The organism is Mycobacterium sp. Panama NTM2, assembly GCF_054355555.1.
The window spans coordinates 4825929-4840686 of sequence record NZ_CM135953.1 but is presented as its reverse complement, the minus strand read 5'-3'; the positions used below and the strand labels follow the sequence as shown (position 1 = coordinate 4840686).

Below are 14758 nucleotides of genomic sequence, written 5' to 3'. Positions count from 1 at the left end.
TGCTCTAGGAGGTGCGCTGTGCGAACTGCTGGCGCAGCCCGGTTGCCGCAGCGCCGAGGCATGCCGCGGCCACCGCGCCGGCGAACCACGGGAACACCGCGGCCAGATCCCACCGCGTGGCCGCCCAGCCTGCCACCAGTGTTGGCACGGCCATCGCGGAGTAGGCCGCCAGGTAGAACGCCGACATCGTCTCGCCGCGTCGGCCGGCCGGCACCACGTCGGACAGGTGGCGCAGCGACCCGCCGAAGCCGAGTCCGAACGTCGCGCCGAGCAACGCTGCGGCCACGAACACCAGCTGCGGTTGGTGGGTCAGCAGCACCGGGATGGTCAAGAGCAGCGACACCGCCATCCCGACGTCACCGATGATCGCGGAGTACTTGGCGGGCAGCCTCGTCGCGGCGAGCTGTGCCAGGGCAGCGGCGAACGCGGTGCTGCCCACGACGGCTCCGCCGAACACGAGGTTGTCGATGTGGGTCTGGCGGGCCGCCAGTGACGGGTACAACGACAGCAGCACGCCCAGCACCGACCAGGAGGCCATCGCGCCTGTCGCGGAGAACCAGAAGTCGCCCCGGATCTCGCGCGGCACCGCGGGTCTGGCGATCCGAATCGGCCCGGCGCTGCGCGCGGTGTGCGGCTCCCGCAGGCACAACACGCCCACCCCGACGATCAGGCACACCACTGCGACCACCGCGTACGGGGTGCGCAGCGGATGCGGTGCGTACTGGGCAAGCAGCGCGGAGCCGAGGATCGCGACGGTCATGCCGACGTTGAAGCTGACTCCGGACAGCTGCCCGCTGCGCACTCCGTGCTCGGGCCGCAGATCGAGCAGCGCGGCGGCCCCGGCGACGACGATCGAGCCGACGGCGGCACCGTGGATGGCGCGGGCGAGCAGCAGCAGGGCCATGGTGTCGGCGATCAGGAAGACACCCAGGCCGACGAGCAGGGCGATCAGCGCGCCGACGAGTACCGGCTTGCGCCCCACCACGTCGGAGATGCGCCCCGAGACCAGCACAGCGCCGAGCGCGGCGACCGCGTAGACGGCGAAGACGATCGTGGTGGCCAACGGGGAGAGGTGCCAGTTCGATTCGTAGATGCCGTAGAGCGGTGCGGGAACGCCGGAGACACCGAGGGCCACCCCGCTGAGCACGAGCAGCAGCGGATACGCCCAGCGTTGCGTCTCGGTGATCGGACGGTCGATCGCCACCATCTGGAGTCCCTTCTGCGTCGAGTACAGTACGACGGACATCGAACCCGCTCGAGAGTACGCTGGGTTCGACACTCATCAAACCCGACGTGGTGAAGGACACGCCATGCCCGTAGACGCGCAGCCGGTGGCCCCGGTGCAACAGGTGTTGGCCGCCCTGCATGATCCGGTGCGGTTGGAGATCGTCCGCCGCCTGCACAACGCAGGCGTCTCCGTGCAGTGCGGCGCCCTCTACGACGGCATCAACAAGTCGACGGCCACGCACCACTTCAGGATCCTGCGCGAGGCCGGGCTGACCGAGCGGCTGACGCGCGACGGGCTCACCTATCAGCGGCTGCGCACCGACGAGGTGGAGGCCGCGCTGCCCGGCCTTCTCGACAGCATCGTGCGTGGCGCCAATCGCGCGGTCGGCGTCAGCTGAACGCGCTCAGCTCGACGCCCTCGGCCCGGAGCCGTTCCCGCACCGTGGTGGCGATCTGTACCGCCCCGGGCGAATCGCCGTGCACGCACACCGATTCCACTGAGATGGGAATCGTCGAGCCGTCCACGGCGCTCACCCGTCCCCGGGTGACCATCGAGATGACCCGCTCGGCGATCTCGTCGGGGTCGTGCAGCACTGCATTGCGCTCACGTCGCGACACCAACTGTCCGTCGGGCCGGTAGGCCCGGTCGGCGAACGCCTCGGGCACCGTGCGCACGCCCTTGTCCTCCGCTTCGGCGAACAGCACGGACCCGGCGAGTCCGAGCACCGGTAGCGCCGGGTCGACAGCATGTATCGCCGCGATCACCGCACGTGCCTGACCGCGGTGGCTCACCACCGAGTTGTACAGCGCGCCATGGGGTTTGACGTAGGAAACCGCCGAGCCGGCCGCGGCGGCGAGTGCCGACAGCGCCCCGATCTGGTACACCACGTCCGCCGTCAACTCGTCGGCGGGCACGTCGATGAAGCGGCGGCCGAAGCCCGCCAGATCCCGGTAGCTGACCTGCGCGCCGATCTGCACACCGCGGTCGGCGGCAAGCCGGCAGGTACGTGCCAAGGTGGCCGCGTCGCCGGCGTGGAAACCGCACGCGACGTTGGCGCTGGTGACGATGCCGAGCATGGCCTCGTCGTCGCCCAGCTGCCACACCCCGAAGCTCTCGCCGAGGTCGGCGTTAAGATCGACCGTCCGGCTGGTCACTCCGCCAGCCTAGCGGCGGCTGCCGATCAGCCAGCAGACCAGGAAGATCGCGAACGAGATCGTCGTGACGAACACCGAGACGGGGACGCCGGGAGCCAGGGAGAGCACCAGGCCGCCGACGGCCGCGGTCTCGGCGAACGCCACCGACGCGACCATCGCCTTCGCCGGCGAGGTGCACACCCGCGCCGCCGCGGCGGCCGGCGTGATCAGCAGGCTCATGACCAGCAGGGCGCCGACGATCTGCACGCCCTGGGCGGCCGTCACACCGACCAGCGCCGCGAACACGATGCCGAGCCCGCGCACCGGCACACTGCGGCCCGCAGCCACCTCGGGGTCCACGGTGGCGAACAGCAACGGTCGATAGCAGAGCGCCAGCACGGCGATGACGACCACGGTGACCACGGTGAGCAGCGCGAGGCCGGAGTAGCCGACACCGACGATCTGACCGGTCAGCAGCGCGAAGCTGGTACCGGTGCGACCCGGATAGAGGTGGATGAACAGCACCGCCAAGCCCAGACCGAACGCCATGACGACGCCGATCGCGGAGTCCCGTTCGCGCACGCGCTGGCCGAGTATGCCGAACAGGATGGCCGCCAGGGCGGAGCCCACCAGCGCGCCGACACCGATGCTGAATCCGGTGAGCAACGCGAATGCCGCACCGGTGAGCGACAATTCGGCCGATCCATGCACCGCGAAGGACATCTGCCGCATGACGATCAGCGGGCCGATGATGCCCGAGACCAACGCCAGCAGCACCGACGCGAGCAGGGCCTGCTGAACGAAATCGCGGCCGAGCAGATCCGCGGTGGTCGAGAAATCGAAGAAGTTCGCGACGGCCGTGGCGAGCTTGTCATTCACCGGCGTGCTCCGCGCGGTCGCAATGGTGATGCTGGTACTGGCTCTGATCGCCGACCACGATGTAGCGTCCGCCGACCTCGAGCACCTCGATGTCGGAGTGGTAGAGCTGCGAGAGAGTCGCCGAGTTCATCACCTCCGGAACGGTGCCCACGCGGAAGCGGCCGTCGACGAGGTACACGACCCGGTCCACGTACGGCAGGACCGGGTCGAGTTCGTGGGTGACGAACAGGACCGCGGTGCGGGCGTCGCGGCGGCGCTGATCGATCAGCGAGGAGACCAGGTTGGCGTTGGCCGGATCGAGGTTGAGCAGCGGCTCGTCGCACAGCAACAGCACCGGATCGGTCACCAGCGCCTGGGCCACGCGCACCCGCTGCAATTCGCCGCCGGACATGACGCCGACCGACGTGTGCGCCAACGCCTCGCCGTTGACCTGTGCCAGTGCCCGTGTGACTGCGGCGCGTCGTGCCCGGCGTGCCGCGCCGCCCCAGCCGGCGAAGCCCCACCGGTGCCCGTCGTAGCCGAGGCCGACGAGATCGGCGCCGCGCAGGGACAGGCCGCGGTCCATCGAGCGGTGCTGGGGTACGTAGCCGATCTGCCGGCTGCCCGCGGTCACCGGGTCCCCAGCCACGGTGACGCTGCCCGCGCTCAGCGGCACCTGGCCGAGCAAGACCTTGAGCAGTGACGTCTTGCCCGTGCCGTTGGGGCCGAGTACCGCGATGAACTCGCCGGCGCGCACGGTGAGATCGAAGTCGTCCCACAGGACGCGATCGCCGAAGGCGAGGCGCGCGCCGGTCAGTTCGACGACGTCATCGGTGGCCACGACGGGTGATTATCGGCTGGGCGGGGGCGGACTATCCAGCGCGGCCGCCATGTCGTCGACGACCTTGCGCTGCCACTGCAGGTAGTCCATGCCCTCGGGCAGGGTCTCGGTGACCGTGACGACAGGGACCACGGCCCTCCGGGCGGCCTCGGAGAGCTGCTGGGTGACCGGGCCCGCGGTCTGGCTGTTCACCACGACGGCGGAGACCTCGCGCTTGCCGATCAGGTCCAAGACGGTGGCCAGGTCGGCCGGCGACGGGTCGCCGCCTTCCTCGACGGCGTTGGCGAACGACGGCGGCGTCTTGTCCGCGATTCCCGCGTTGCGCAGCGCGTAGAAGGCGACGGGTTCGGTGGACACCACCGAGGCGCCGGGGTGAGCCTGGCCGATGCCGTGCTGAGCCAGGATGAGGGTGTCCAGGGCCGCGCCGAACTTGTCCGCGTTCGCGGTGTAGTCCGCGGCGTGCTCGGCATCGTTCTTGCTCAGCGTGTCGGCGATGTTCTCGGCGACGATCTTGACGGTGGGGAGGTCGTAGAACAGGTGTTCGTTGGCCGGCGGTTGATCCGGCGACAGCGAGGCCGCGGCGATGGCGGGGATGTCGTGCGAGTTCTCCAGCACGTCGTCCATCCAGTGGTCGTAGTGGTCGCCGTTGTAGACGACCAGTGAGGCGTCGGCGATCTGGGCGACCTGGGCCGGGCTCGCCTCGAAGGAGTGGGGGTCCTCCACGGTGCCGTTGACGATCGACGTGACGGTGGCGTGGTTGCCGACGACGGTGGCCGCGACGCTGCCCCAGACATCAGTCGAGGCGACGACGTTGAGTGTGCCGTGTTCGGTGTTCGGGGGGGTCTGCGAACAGCCGGTGAGGACGAGTAGGGCGGCCATCGCGACTGACGGCACGGCAACGAGGGCTCGCATGCGCAACTCCTGATACAAATGAAAATCGTTTCCAATAACTGGTTCAATGTAGCGTATCGCCACCGGTGCGTGCACACCGCCGTCTGAACCACGATCCACTAACGTCTGAATTCATGTCCAGGTCTCCCGCGCCCCGGCGGCGGGCAACCCTGGCCTCGCTGGCCGCCGAACTCAAGGTGTCGCGCACCACCGTCTCGAACGCCTACAACCGTCCCGATCAGCTCTCGGCCGAACTGCGCGAGCGGGTGCTCTCGACGGCCAAGCGGCTCGGCTACCCCGGACCCGATCCGGTCGCCCGTTCGCTACGGACCCGCAAAGCCGGCGCGGTGGGCCTGATCATCACCGAACCGTTGAACTATTCGTTCTCCGATCCGGCCGCGCTGGATTTCGTCGCCGGTCTGGCCGAATCCTGCGAGGCGGTCGGTCAGGGGCTGCTGCTGGTCGCCGTCGGCCCGAATCGCAGCGTGAGTGACGGCACGGCCGCGGTCCTCGCCGCAGGCGTCGACGGGTTCGTCATCTACTCGGCCTCCGACGACGACCCGTACCTGCCGGTGGTGCTGCAGCGGCACCTGCCCGTCGTGGTGGTCGATCAGCCCAAGGACGTGGCCGGGGCGTCGCGGGTGGGCATCGACGATCGCGCGGCGATGCGTGGTCTCGCCGAGCACGTCCTCGAGCTCGGGCACCGGGAGATCGGGTTGCTGACCATGCGGCTGGGCCGGGAGTGGCCGCACGGCGATCCCCGGCCGGCGCTCGCCGACCCCGCCCGCGTCCTCAACCCGGAATTCCAGGTGCAGAGCGAACGCATCCTCGGGGTTCACGACGCGCTGGCGGGCGCGGGTCTCGACCCTGGCGCGCTGACGGTCGTGGAGAGCTACGAGCACCTGCCGACCTCGGGCGGCGCGGGAGCCGACGTCGCACTGGAAGCCAACCCCCGGATCACCGCGTTGATGTGTACCGCCGACGTGCTCGCGCTCTCGGCGATGGACCGGCTGCGGGCCCGCGGGGTGTACGTCCCGGGGCAGATGACGGTGACGGGTTTCGACGGCGTGCCGGAGGCGCTGTCGCGTGGGCTGACCACGGTGCGTCAGCCGAGTGTCGAAAAGGGTCGTCGCGCAGGTGAATTGCTGCACAACCCACCGCGTTCCGGGCTGCCGGCGATCGAGGTGCTCGACACCGAGCTGGTGCGCGGGCGGACGTCGGGCCCGCCTTCCTAACCGCCGGCCCGCACGCGGTGCAGCTCCGCCAGCGCGGCCGCGACGTCCTCGGGCGCATCGACCCGGTACGCGGCGGCGGTGTCGCCGGGGCCCACCTTGACCCCGACGTCGGCGTCGGTCAGCCTGCGGAACGCTTTCTCGTCGGTCACGTCGTCGCCGAAGAACACCACGGCGGCGGCGCGGTGTTCGGCGCGCAGGATGTCGAGCGCCTCACCCTTGTCGGTGGAGATCACCGCGAACTCGAGCACCGCCTTGCCGGCCGTGGCATGGGCATCCCAGCTCTCGGCGGCATCTCGGGCCGCGGCCAGCGCCGCCTCACCGTCGGCATCGGAGGCGTTGCGGACGTGCAGCGCGACGCTGGCGGGCTTGGTCTCGACCGTGACACCGGCCCTGTCCGCGGCGATCGCCGACAGCGTCTCGGTGATGCTGTCCAGCAGATCGGTGTCGATGTCGTGGGCGAAGCCGGAGTCGAACTCCGCGCCGTGGCTGCCGACCAGGTGCACGGCCGCGGGCATCGACGAGAGCGTCCGCAGATCGCGCAGCGCACGCCCGGAGATCAACGCCACCTCCGTCTCGGGCAGACCCGCCAACGCGACCAGCGCGTCGGCGGCGGCGGGCAGCGGGCGGGCGTCGGCGGGGTTCGAGACGATCTCGGCCAGCGTTCCGTCGAAGTCGGAGGTGACGAGCAGCCGGGGTGCCCGAGCCGCGGCAGCCAGGGCGTCAGACAGCTCGGGGGGTAACACAGGGCCGATCTTAGGCGGCTCAGATCTTGGGTTGCTCACCGTCGCCGATGAGCAGTCGCATCGCGAGATCCAGTCGCTTGCTCACATCGGTGGCCGAGGCGCGGCGGGTGAGCCAGGCCAGCAGATTCGACAACCACACGTCGGAGATCACGCGCGCGATGTGGTACTGGTCCTCGGTCGGCTCGCCCTCGCTCATCGCCCGGGCGAACATCGAGTCCATCAGCTTGCCGACGTAGTCGACCTCGCCGGCGGCCGAGGCGTCGGCGAACACGAACGCGCGTGTCATCGCCTCGGTGAGCAGGGGATTGCGCTGCATGGCGCGGTTGAGCTTGCCGACCATGATGTTGAGCCGCTGATACGGAGTCGCGCCCGCGGCCAGTACGGAGCGGTCGGTCTTGGCGTCGATGCGTTCGAACTCGCGGCCGAGCGCAGAGACCAGCAGGTGCACCTTCGACGGGAAGTAGCGGTACAGCGTGCCCACCGCGACGTCGGCCCGCTCTGCCACCGCCCGCATCTGCACGGCCTCGTAGCCACCCTTCGACGCGATCGCCAGCGTCGCGTCGAGGATGCGCTTGCGCCGTTCGCGCTGCGCCTCGGAGCCGAGTTCGGATTCCGCCAGCACCGCGACGTTCATCACCTGCCGGGGGCGGGCGTCCGCTCCCGCGCCGTCGGCGCGCGCCGACGACCCTGTTGCGGACTGAGACGACCCGGACATGCGGCGTGACTCCTTCGGTGTTCTGCGGCAGATGCATGGGAATGCAACCGAAGGAAAACGATACGCATTCCGGTCGCGACTTTCTCGCCACCCTCTGCCCGTCACCAACGATCTGGTCTGCTGCGATGGCGTTCGACTTGACGTTCGAACACTGGCACTATTAGAACACGTTCTAGTGGGAAGCACGGGGTTCTCACCCAAAGCCTAGGAGTCACGGTGTCGGCAACGATCAGCGACGAGCAGTCCGCGGCACGCGAACTCGTCCGTGACTGGGCAGCGGGTTCGACGTCGCTGGAGGCGGTCCGCGACGTGGAGCAGGGCTCGACCGACGCCTGGCGCGCACCCTTCGATGCGCTGGCTGCCTTGGGCATGTTCGGGGTGGCGCTTCCCGAGGACGTCGGCGGCGCCGACGGCACGATCGCCGACCTCTGCGCGATGCTCGAGGAAGCCGCCGCCGGTCTGATCCCGGGTCCGGTGGCCACCACCGCCCTGGCCACGCTCCTGCTCGACGGTGCCCACCGCGAGCTCGTCGAAGCGTTGGCTGCCGGAGCGCGCACGGCCGGCGTCGCGGTGCGCGCGAAGCTGACGCTGACGGGTGACACGGTGTCGGGCACTGCCCCGACCGTGCTGGGCGCGACCGCTGACGGGGTGCTTCTGCTCCCTGCCGGCGACGTGTGGGTGCTGGTCGATGCGACCGCGGACGGAGTCGTCGTCGAAGCCCGCAAGGCCACGGACTTCTCCCGCCCGCTGGCCCGGGTGACTCTCGACGGGGCGCCTGCCACGGTGCTCGCGTGTTCCCCACAACGCGTGGTGGACCTCGCGGCGACGGTCGCGGCGGCCGAGGCCGCCGGAGTGGCGCGCTGGCTGCTGACGACGGCGACCGAGTACGCGAAGGTGCGCGAGCAGTTCGGCAAGCCGATCGGCAGCTTCCAGGCGATCAAGCACATGTGCGCCGAGATGCTGTTGCGCAGCGAGCAGGCCTCGGTGGCCGCCGCCGACGCCGCCCGCGCGGCAAGCGAATCCGACGACCAGCAGCTGTCGATCGCCGCGGCGCTGGCCGCGTCGGTTGGTATCGAGGCAGTCACGGCCAACGCCAAGGACTGCATCCAGGTGCTGGGCGGTATCGGCATCACCTGGGAGCACGACGCGCACCTGTACCTACGGCGCGCCTACGGCATCGGGCACTTCCTGGGCGGCCGGTCTCACTGGCTGCGCCGGGTCGCCGCGCTGACTCAGCAGGGGGTGCGCCGCGAACTGCACGTCGACCTCGCCTCGGTGGCCGATCTGCGACCCGAGATCGCTTCTGCGGTAGCCGAAGTCGCCGCTGCACCGCAAGACCGTCGGCAGGTCGTGATGGCCGAGACGGGCCTGCTGGCACCGCACTGGCCGCGCCCGCACGGCCGCGACGCGGGCCCGGCCGAGCAGCTGCTCATCGACTCCGAGCTGGCGGCGGCCGGCATCACCCGCCCGGATCTGGTGATCGGGTGGTGGGCGGTCCCGACGATCCTCGAGCACGGCAGCGCCGAGCAGATCGAGCAGTTCGTCCCGCCGACGCTGCGCGGCGACCTGCAGTGGTGCCAGCTGTTCAGCGAGCCGGGCGCCGGCTCGGATCTGGCCGCGCTTCGCACCAAAGCTGTTCGTGCCGAAGGCGGTTGGAAGCTCACCGGACAGAAGGTGTGGACCTCGGCGGCGCAGAAGGCGCACTGGGGTGTGTGTCTGGCGAGAACGGACCCCGACGCGCCGAAACACAAGGGCATCACGTACTTCCTGATCGACATGACCAGCCCCGGCATCGTGATCCGTCCGCTGCGTGAGATCACCGGCGACGAACTGTTCAACGAGGTGTTCTTCGACGACGTGTTCGTGCCCGACGAGATGGTGGTGGGTGCGGTCAACGACGGGTGGAAGCTGGCGCGCACCACGCTGGCCAACGAGCGGGTCGCGATGGCCCAGGGCACCGCGCTGGGCAACCCGATGGAAGAGCTGCTGCGCGCGCTGTCAGAGGCGGATGTCGATGACGCGCAACAGGATCGGCTCGGTGAGCTGATCTGCACCGCCCAGGTGGGCTCACTGCTGGATCAGCGCATCGCGCAGCTCGCGGTCGGTGGCCGGGACCCCGGCCCGCAGGCCAGCGCCCGCAAGCTCATCGGTGTGCGGTACCGCCAGGCGCTCGCGGAATTCCGCATGGAGCTCTCCGACGGTGCCGGTGCGGTGGAGAACCAGCAGGTGCACGACTTCCTGAACACGCGGTGCCTGACCATCGCCGGAGGCACGGAGCAGATCCTGCTGACGATGGCGGGCGAGCGGCTGCTCGGGCTGCCGCGCTAGCCGAAGCGGGTCTGCGCGCAAGCGGTCGGCGTGGTCAGATTGACCCCGCTGTAGACCACCTGGATCTGCGAGCACGCGATGAAGTCGGCGCCGGTGGCCGGTAAGCCGTTCTGCCACTGGGTGGGCACGGAGTCGCCGTCGGAGGTGAATCGTGCGATGTCGCCACCGCCGAAGTAGGTGATCGACAGCTCGACGTCGTTGAGCGAGCGGTACATCTTGGACAGCACGTTCTGGTGGTTGGCGCCCTTGAGTTCGCGCGGATTGCCCGACGGTGCGCTGTACCACGCCTGCTGCCACACGTCGCGGTCCGAACTGCGCAACGTGACGGTCTGACGCGCCCAGGTGTCGCCGGGGAACCCGGTGGGCCCGCTCGGGGTGAGCAGGCTCGCGGTGGTGGTGAAGAAGCACCGGTTCTGGGCCGCGTCACAGTTGGCCGAGACCTGCATCTGGATGGACGTGGCGGGGTCGACGGCGATCGAACTGGTCTTGGTGTCCGATGCGGCGGACGCCGTCGCCGGCTGCATCAGGGCCGCCATCGCCAGGGCCGTCGCACCTACCACCGCGAGCCGCTTCATTCTGGCGAACCTAGCGCGCGGCTCACTCGTCATAGGTCACTTCGACCGAATCCGAGAGCGGATGCGCCTGACACGCCAGGATCAGACCCTCGTCGAGATCCTGTTGTTCGAGCACATCGTTGACCTCCATCTCGGTGTCACCCGATTTCTTGACCACCGCGCAGGCGCCGCAATGCCCCTCTCGGCAGGAGAACGGTGCGTCGAGCCCCTTGTCCAGCAGCACGTCGAGCAACTTCGCGCGCCGTGGCCAGCTCAGTTCGTGGGTGGTGCCGTCGAGGGTCACCACCGCGGTCGCGGGGCCCTCGTCGCCGTCATCGGTGTCGTCGAGGACGACGGCGGCGAACGGGTCGGAGTCCAGCGACTTGAACACCTCGATGTGCACGCGTTCGGGAGCCGAGCCGCACGCGCTGAGCGCCTCCTGGGCGGCGGCCATGAACGGGCCGGGCCCGCAGAGGAACGCCTCGCGGTCGCGGTACGGCGCGAGCAGTGCAGCGAGCGCCGAGGCGGTCGGCAGCCCCTGCACGGACTCGAGCCAGTGCACCGTGGTCAGCCGGTCGGGGTGCGCGGCGGCGAGTTCGCGCAGCGCGGCGGCGAAGATCACCGAGTCCTGGTCGCGGTTGGCGTAGACGAGGGTGACCTGTCCGCTGCCCCGGGCGAGAGCGGACTTCAGGATCGCCATCATTGGCGTGATGCCGCTGCCCGCGGCCAGCAGCAGGAAGTCTTTGTCGAGGTCGGCCGGCACGAAGGTGCCGGACGGGGCCAGCACGTGCATGCGCATGCCGGGGTAGGCGTTGTCGCAGAGCCAATTGGAGGCGTAGCCGTCGACGGTGCGCTTGACGGTGACGGTGAGGGGGTCTCCGGTGTGCGGTGAGCTGCACAGCGAGTAGCAGCGAGCCACCGAGCCGGTCTTGTCGCTGGGCACGCGCAGGGTCAGGAACTGCCCGGGCGAGTACCGCAGCTTGTCGGCGGGCACCCCGTCGGTCGCGGTGAACACCAACGAGCGGGCGTCGGCCGTCTCGTCGATCACCTTCGCGATCTCCAGCTCGAGCACGTGCGCACCCAATGGCTCGTCGGTCACAGGCGGCTCTCTCTTCCACACCGTCGGGGGCTGATAACTAGAACAGGTTACAGAAACGCATGTCCGCTGGTCCAGCCACCACAGGACACCGCTACTCGACACAAATCGTAACGTGTTCTAATCTTTGTGCAGGTCCCTACTCCTGGGAAGGCTCAACCAGTGACGTCCATTGAACAGCGCGACGTGCAGTCCGTTCTCGCCGGCATCGACGATCTCCTGCCGCGCATCGCCAAGCGGGCCGCGGCCGCCGAGGAGCTGCGCCGCCTGCCCGACGACACCGTCGCCGAGCTCGACGAGGTCGGCTTCTTCAAGCTGCTGCAGCCCGAGCAGTGGGGAGGCCTGCAGTGCGACCCGACGGTGTTCTACGAGGCCGTGCGCCGCATCGCGAGCGCCTGCGGCTCGACGGGCTGGGTGAGCTCGATCATCGGCGTGCACAACTGGCATCTCGCGCTGTTCGATCAGCAGGCCCAGGAAGACGTGTGGGGCGACGATCCCACGGTCCGGGTCTCCTCGTCCTACGCCCCGATGGGGGCAGGAACCGTCGTCGATGGCGGCTACCTGGTCAGCGGCGCGTGGCAGTGGTCCTCCGGCTGCGACCACGCGACGTGGGCGTTCCTGGGCGGCCCGGTGATCAAGGACGGGCGCCCGGTCGACTTCGGCAGCTTCCTGATCCCGCGCTCCGACTACCGCATCGACGATGTGTGGAACGTGGTGGGGCTCAAGGCCACCGGCAGCAACACCGTTGTCGTCAAGGACGTGTTCGTCCCGCGGCACCGGTTCCTGTCGTACAAGGCGATGAACGACGGCACGGCCGGCGGCTACGAGACCAACTCCGCGCCGGTCTACAAGATGCCGTGGGGCACCATGCATCCGACGACGATCAGCGCGCCGATCATGGGTATGGCCTATGGCGCGTACGACGCTCACGTCGAGCACCAGGGCAAGCGGGTGCGCGCCGCGTTCGCCGGCGAGAAGTCCAAAGAGGATCCGTTCGCCAAGATCCGGATCGCCGAGGCGGCCAGCGACATCGACGCCGGCTGGCGGCAGCTGATCGGCAATGTCGGCGAGGAGTACGGGCTGCTGCAGTCGGGTCAGGAGATCCCGTTCTCGCTGCGCGCGCGTGCCCGCCGCGACCAGGTGCGCGCCACCAAGCGCGCCATCGAGTCGATCGATCTGCTCTTCGAGGCCTCGGGTGCGACGGCGCTGAACTCTGATCAGCCGGTGCAGCGGTTCTGGCGGGATGCGCACGCCGGGCGGGTGCACGCGGCCAACGAGCCCGAGCGCGCCTACCTGATCTTCGGCAACGATGCGTTCGGTCTCCCGCCCCAGGACACGATGGTCTAGTGACGTCGTTCGCCGCCGAAGCTGCTCAGCAGCAGGAGATCACGTTCGAATCCACCTCGCGCTACGCGCAGGTGAGAGACGACATGCGGTTGCACTACCACGAGGCGGGTGACCCGGCCTCGCCGACGGTGGTGCTGCTGCACGGGGGAGGGCCGGGTGCGTCGAGCTGGTCGAACTTCAGCCGCAACATCGGCGTGCTGGCCCAGCATTTCCATGTGCTCGCGGTCGATCAGCCCGGTTACGGGCACTCCGACAAGCACACCGAACACGAGCAGTACAACCGCTACAGCGCGACCGCACTGCTCGGGTTGTTCGATCATCTGGGCATCGAACGTGCTGCGCTGGTGGGCAATTCGCTCGGCGGCGGAACCGCGGTGCGGTTCGCGCTGGACAATCCCAAGCGCGCGGGCCGCCTGGTGCTGATGGGGCCGGGTGGGCTGAGCGTCAACCTGTTCGCCCCGGACCCCACCGAGGGTGTGAAGCTGCTGGGCCGTTTCGCCAACGATCCGACGCGGGAGAACATCGAGAGGTTCCTGCGCATCATGGTCTTCGATCAGTCGCTGATCACCCCGGAGCTGGTCGAGGAGCGGTTCCAGATCGCCAGCACCCCCGAGTCGCTGGCTGCCACCAAGGCGATGGGAAAGTCGTTCGCGGGTGCGGACTTCGAGCTCGGCATGATGTGGCGCGACGTGTACAAGCTGCGCCAGCCGGTGCTGTTGATCTGGGGCCGCGAGGACCGCGTCAATCCGCTCGACGGTGCGCTGGTGGCGCTCAAGCAGATCCCGCGCGTGCAGCTACATGTGTTCGGGCAGTGCGGCCACTGGGCGCAGCTGGAGAAGTTCGACGAATTCAACAAGCTGACCATCGATTTCCTCGGAGGGTGACGTCGTGACGATCCGTTCACTCGGATACCTGCGTATCGAGAGCACCGATGTCGCCGCGTGGCGGGAGTACGGGCTCAAGGTGCTCGGCATGGTGGAGGGCAACGGTCCCACCGAAGGTGCGCTCTACCTGCGGATGGACGAGTTCCCCGCTCGGCTCGTCATCGTCCCCGGTGAGCACGACCGGCTCATGGTCTCCGGCTGGGAGACCGCGAACGCCGCAGCGCTGCAGGAGGTTCGGCAGCGACTCGACGTACAGGGGGTGCCCTACAAGGAGGGCACCGCCTCCGAACTCGCTGAGCGCCGCGTCGACGAGATGATCACGTTCGACGATCCGTCCGGGAACACACTCGAGGTGTTCCACGGTGTCGCGTTGGAGCACCGCCGCGTGGTGAGCCCGTACGGGCACAAGTTCGTCACCGAGGAGCAGGGGCTCGGGCACGTCGTGCTCACCACCCGTGACGACGTCGAGACGCTGCACTTCTACCGTGACGTGCTCGGCTTCAGCCTGCGCGACTCGATGAAGCTACCGCCGCAGCTGGTCGGCCGGCCCGCCGACGGCGCGCCGGCATGGTTGCGCTTCCTCGGGGTGAACCCCCGCCACCACAGCTTGGCGTTCATGCCCGGCGAAACCCCCAGTGGCATCGTGCATCTGATGGTCGAGGTGGAGAACGCCGACGACGTCGGCCTCTGCCTGGACCGGGCGTTGCGCCGTAAGGTCAAGATGTCGGCGACCCTCGGCCGGCACGTCAACGACAAGATGCTGTCGTTCTACATGAAGACACCGGGCGGGTTCGACATCGAATTCGGTTGCGAGGGCCTCGAAGTCGACGATCACAGCTGGGTGGCGCGGGAAAGCACCGCGGTCTCGCTGTGGGGGCACGACTTCAGCGTGGGCTTCAAGTAGC

The 14758-nt window shown here is 69.0% G+C and carries 15 protein-coding genes; 6 read left to right on the top strand and 9 right to left on the bottom strand.

What is annotated here, in order from left to right:
* Positions 1-4: 4 nt before the first annotated feature.
* On the bottom strand, positions 5-1207 hold the full coding sequence (locus tag ACXYX3_RS23185; RefSeq protein ID WP_458612194.1) for an MFS transporter: 1203 nt from the start codon (positions 1205-1207) through the stop codon (positions 5-7).
* A gap of 103 nt (positions 1208-1310) precedes the next feature.
* On the opposite strand from ACXYX3_RS23185, the gene ACXYX3_RS23180 reads away from it, so the two are divergent.
* Entirely contained in the window at positions 1311-1625 is a 315-nt protein-coding gene (locus ACXYX3_RS23180; protein WP_458609168.1) for an ArsR/SmtB family transcription factor, read from the top strand.
* Here ACXYX3_RS23180 and ACXYX3_RS23175 read toward each other — a convergent pair.
* Genes ACXYX3_RS23175 through ACXYX3_RS23160 form a run of 4 tightly spaced genes read right to left on the bottom strand, consistent with a single transcriptional unit; the run spans position 1618 to position 4972 of the window.
* Complete coding sequence (locus ACXYX3_RS23175) at positions 1618-2382, bottom strand: LamB/YcsF family protein (protein WP_458609167.1); 765 nt, start codon at positions 2380-2382, stop codon at positions 1618-1620. The genes ACXYX3_RS23180 and ACXYX3_RS23175 overlap by 8 nt on opposite strands.
* A 9-nt stretch (positions 2383-2391) precedes the next feature.
* Positions 2392-3240, bottom strand: a complete 849-nt coding sequence (locus ACXYX3_RS23170; RefSeq protein WP_458609166.1) for a metal ABC transporter permease — start codon at positions 3238-3240, stop codon at positions 2392-2394.
* Positions 3233-4060, bottom strand: a complete 828-nt coding sequence (locus tag ACXYX3_RS23165) for a metal ABC transporter ATP-binding protein (RefSeq protein ID WP_458609165.1) — start codon at positions 4058-4060, stop codon at positions 3233-3235. The genes ACXYX3_RS23170 and ACXYX3_RS23165 overlap by 8 nt, the downstream gene beginning before the upstream one ends.
* 9 nt (positions 4061-4069) lie before the next feature.
* On the bottom strand, positions 4070-4972 hold the full coding sequence (locus tag ACXYX3_RS23160; RefSeq protein ID WP_458609164.1) for a metal ABC transporter solute-binding protein, Zn/Mn family: 903 nt from the start codon (positions 4970-4972) through the stop codon (positions 4070-4072).
* 113 nt (positions 4973-5085) lie between these two features.
* Here ACXYX3_RS23160 and ACXYX3_RS23155 point away from each other — a divergent pair, with 113 nt between their 5' ends.
* Complete coding sequence (locus ACXYX3_RS23155; RefSeq protein ID WP_458609163.1) at positions 5086-6186, top strand: LacI family DNA-binding transcriptional regulator; 1101 nt, start codon at positions 5086-5088, stop codon at positions 6184-6186.
* Here the strand turns inward: ACXYX3_RS23155 and otsB are convergent.
* Positions 6183-6929, bottom strand: a complete 747-nt coding sequence (otsB, locus tag ACXYX3_RS23150; RefSeq protein ID WP_458609161.1) for a trehalose-phosphatase — start codon at positions 6927-6929, stop codon at positions 6183-6185. The genes ACXYX3_RS23155 and otsB overlap by 4 nt on opposite strands.
* Positions 6930-6948: 19 nt before the next feature.
* Complete coding sequence (kstR, locus tag ACXYX3_RS23145; RefSeq protein ID WP_172835681.1) at positions 6949-7563, bottom strand: cholesterol catabolism transcriptional regulator KstR; 615 nt, start codon at positions 7561-7563, stop codon at positions 6949-6951.
* 297 nt (positions 7564-7860) lie between these two features.
* Between kstR and ACXYX3_RS23140 the strand changes: the two genes are divergently transcribed.
* Positions 7861-9972 carry an acyl-CoA dehydrogenase family protein gene (locus ACXYX3_RS23140; protein ID WP_458609160.1) on the top strand — a complete coding sequence of 704 codons (2112 nt, stop codon included), beginning with the start codon at positions 7861-7863 and terminating at the stop codon, positions 9970-9972.
* On the opposite strand, the gene ACXYX3_RS23135 is transcribed toward ACXYX3_RS23140, so the two are convergent.
* Positions 9969-10547: a hypothetical protein gene (locus tag ACXYX3_RS23135; protein WP_458609159.1), complete on the bottom strand. Its 579-nt coding sequence runs from the start codon at positions 10545-10547 to the stop codon at positions 9969-9971. The genes ACXYX3_RS23140 and ACXYX3_RS23135 overlap by 4 nt on opposite strands.
* A gap of 22 nt (positions 10548-10569) precedes the next feature.
* A complete protein-coding gene (locus ACXYX3_RS23130; protein ID WP_458609158.1) occupies positions 10570-11625 on the bottom strand; it encodes a 2Fe-2S iron-sulfur cluster-binding protein in 1056 nt (351 codons plus the stop codon).
* Between the two features lie 159 nt (positions 11626-11784).
* Between ACXYX3_RS23130 and hsaA the strand changes: the two genes are divergently transcribed.
* The 3 genes from hsaA to hsaC are packed head-to-tail and all read left to right on the top strand — an operon-like array spanning position 11785 to position 14757.
* Entirely contained in the window at positions 11785-12969 is a 1185-nt protein-coding gene (gene hsaA / locus ACXYX3_RS23125; protein WP_241205390.1) for a 3-hydroxy-9,10-secoandrosta-1,3,5(10)-triene-9,17-dione monooxygenase oxygenase subunit, read from the top strand.
* Positions 12969-13853 carry a 4,5:9,10-diseco-3-hydroxy-5,9,17-trioxoandrosta-1(10),2-diene-4-oate hydrolase gene (gene hsaD, locus ACXYX3_RS23120; RefSeq protein WP_458609157.1) on the top strand — a complete coding sequence of 295 codons (885 nt, stop codon included), beginning with the start codon at positions 12969-12971 and terminating at the stop codon, positions 13851-13853. Before hsaA ends, hsaD begins: the two co-directional genes overlap by 1 nt.
* A 4-nt stretch (positions 13854-13857) precedes the next feature.
* Positions 13858-14757 (top strand): iron-dependent extradiol dioxygenase HsaC, encoded by a 900-nt coding sequence (hsaC, locus tag ACXYX3_RS23115; RefSeq protein ID WP_241205392.1) that lies wholly within the window; start codon positions 13858-13860, stop codon positions 14755-14757.
* Position 14758: the final 1 nt, after the last annotated feature.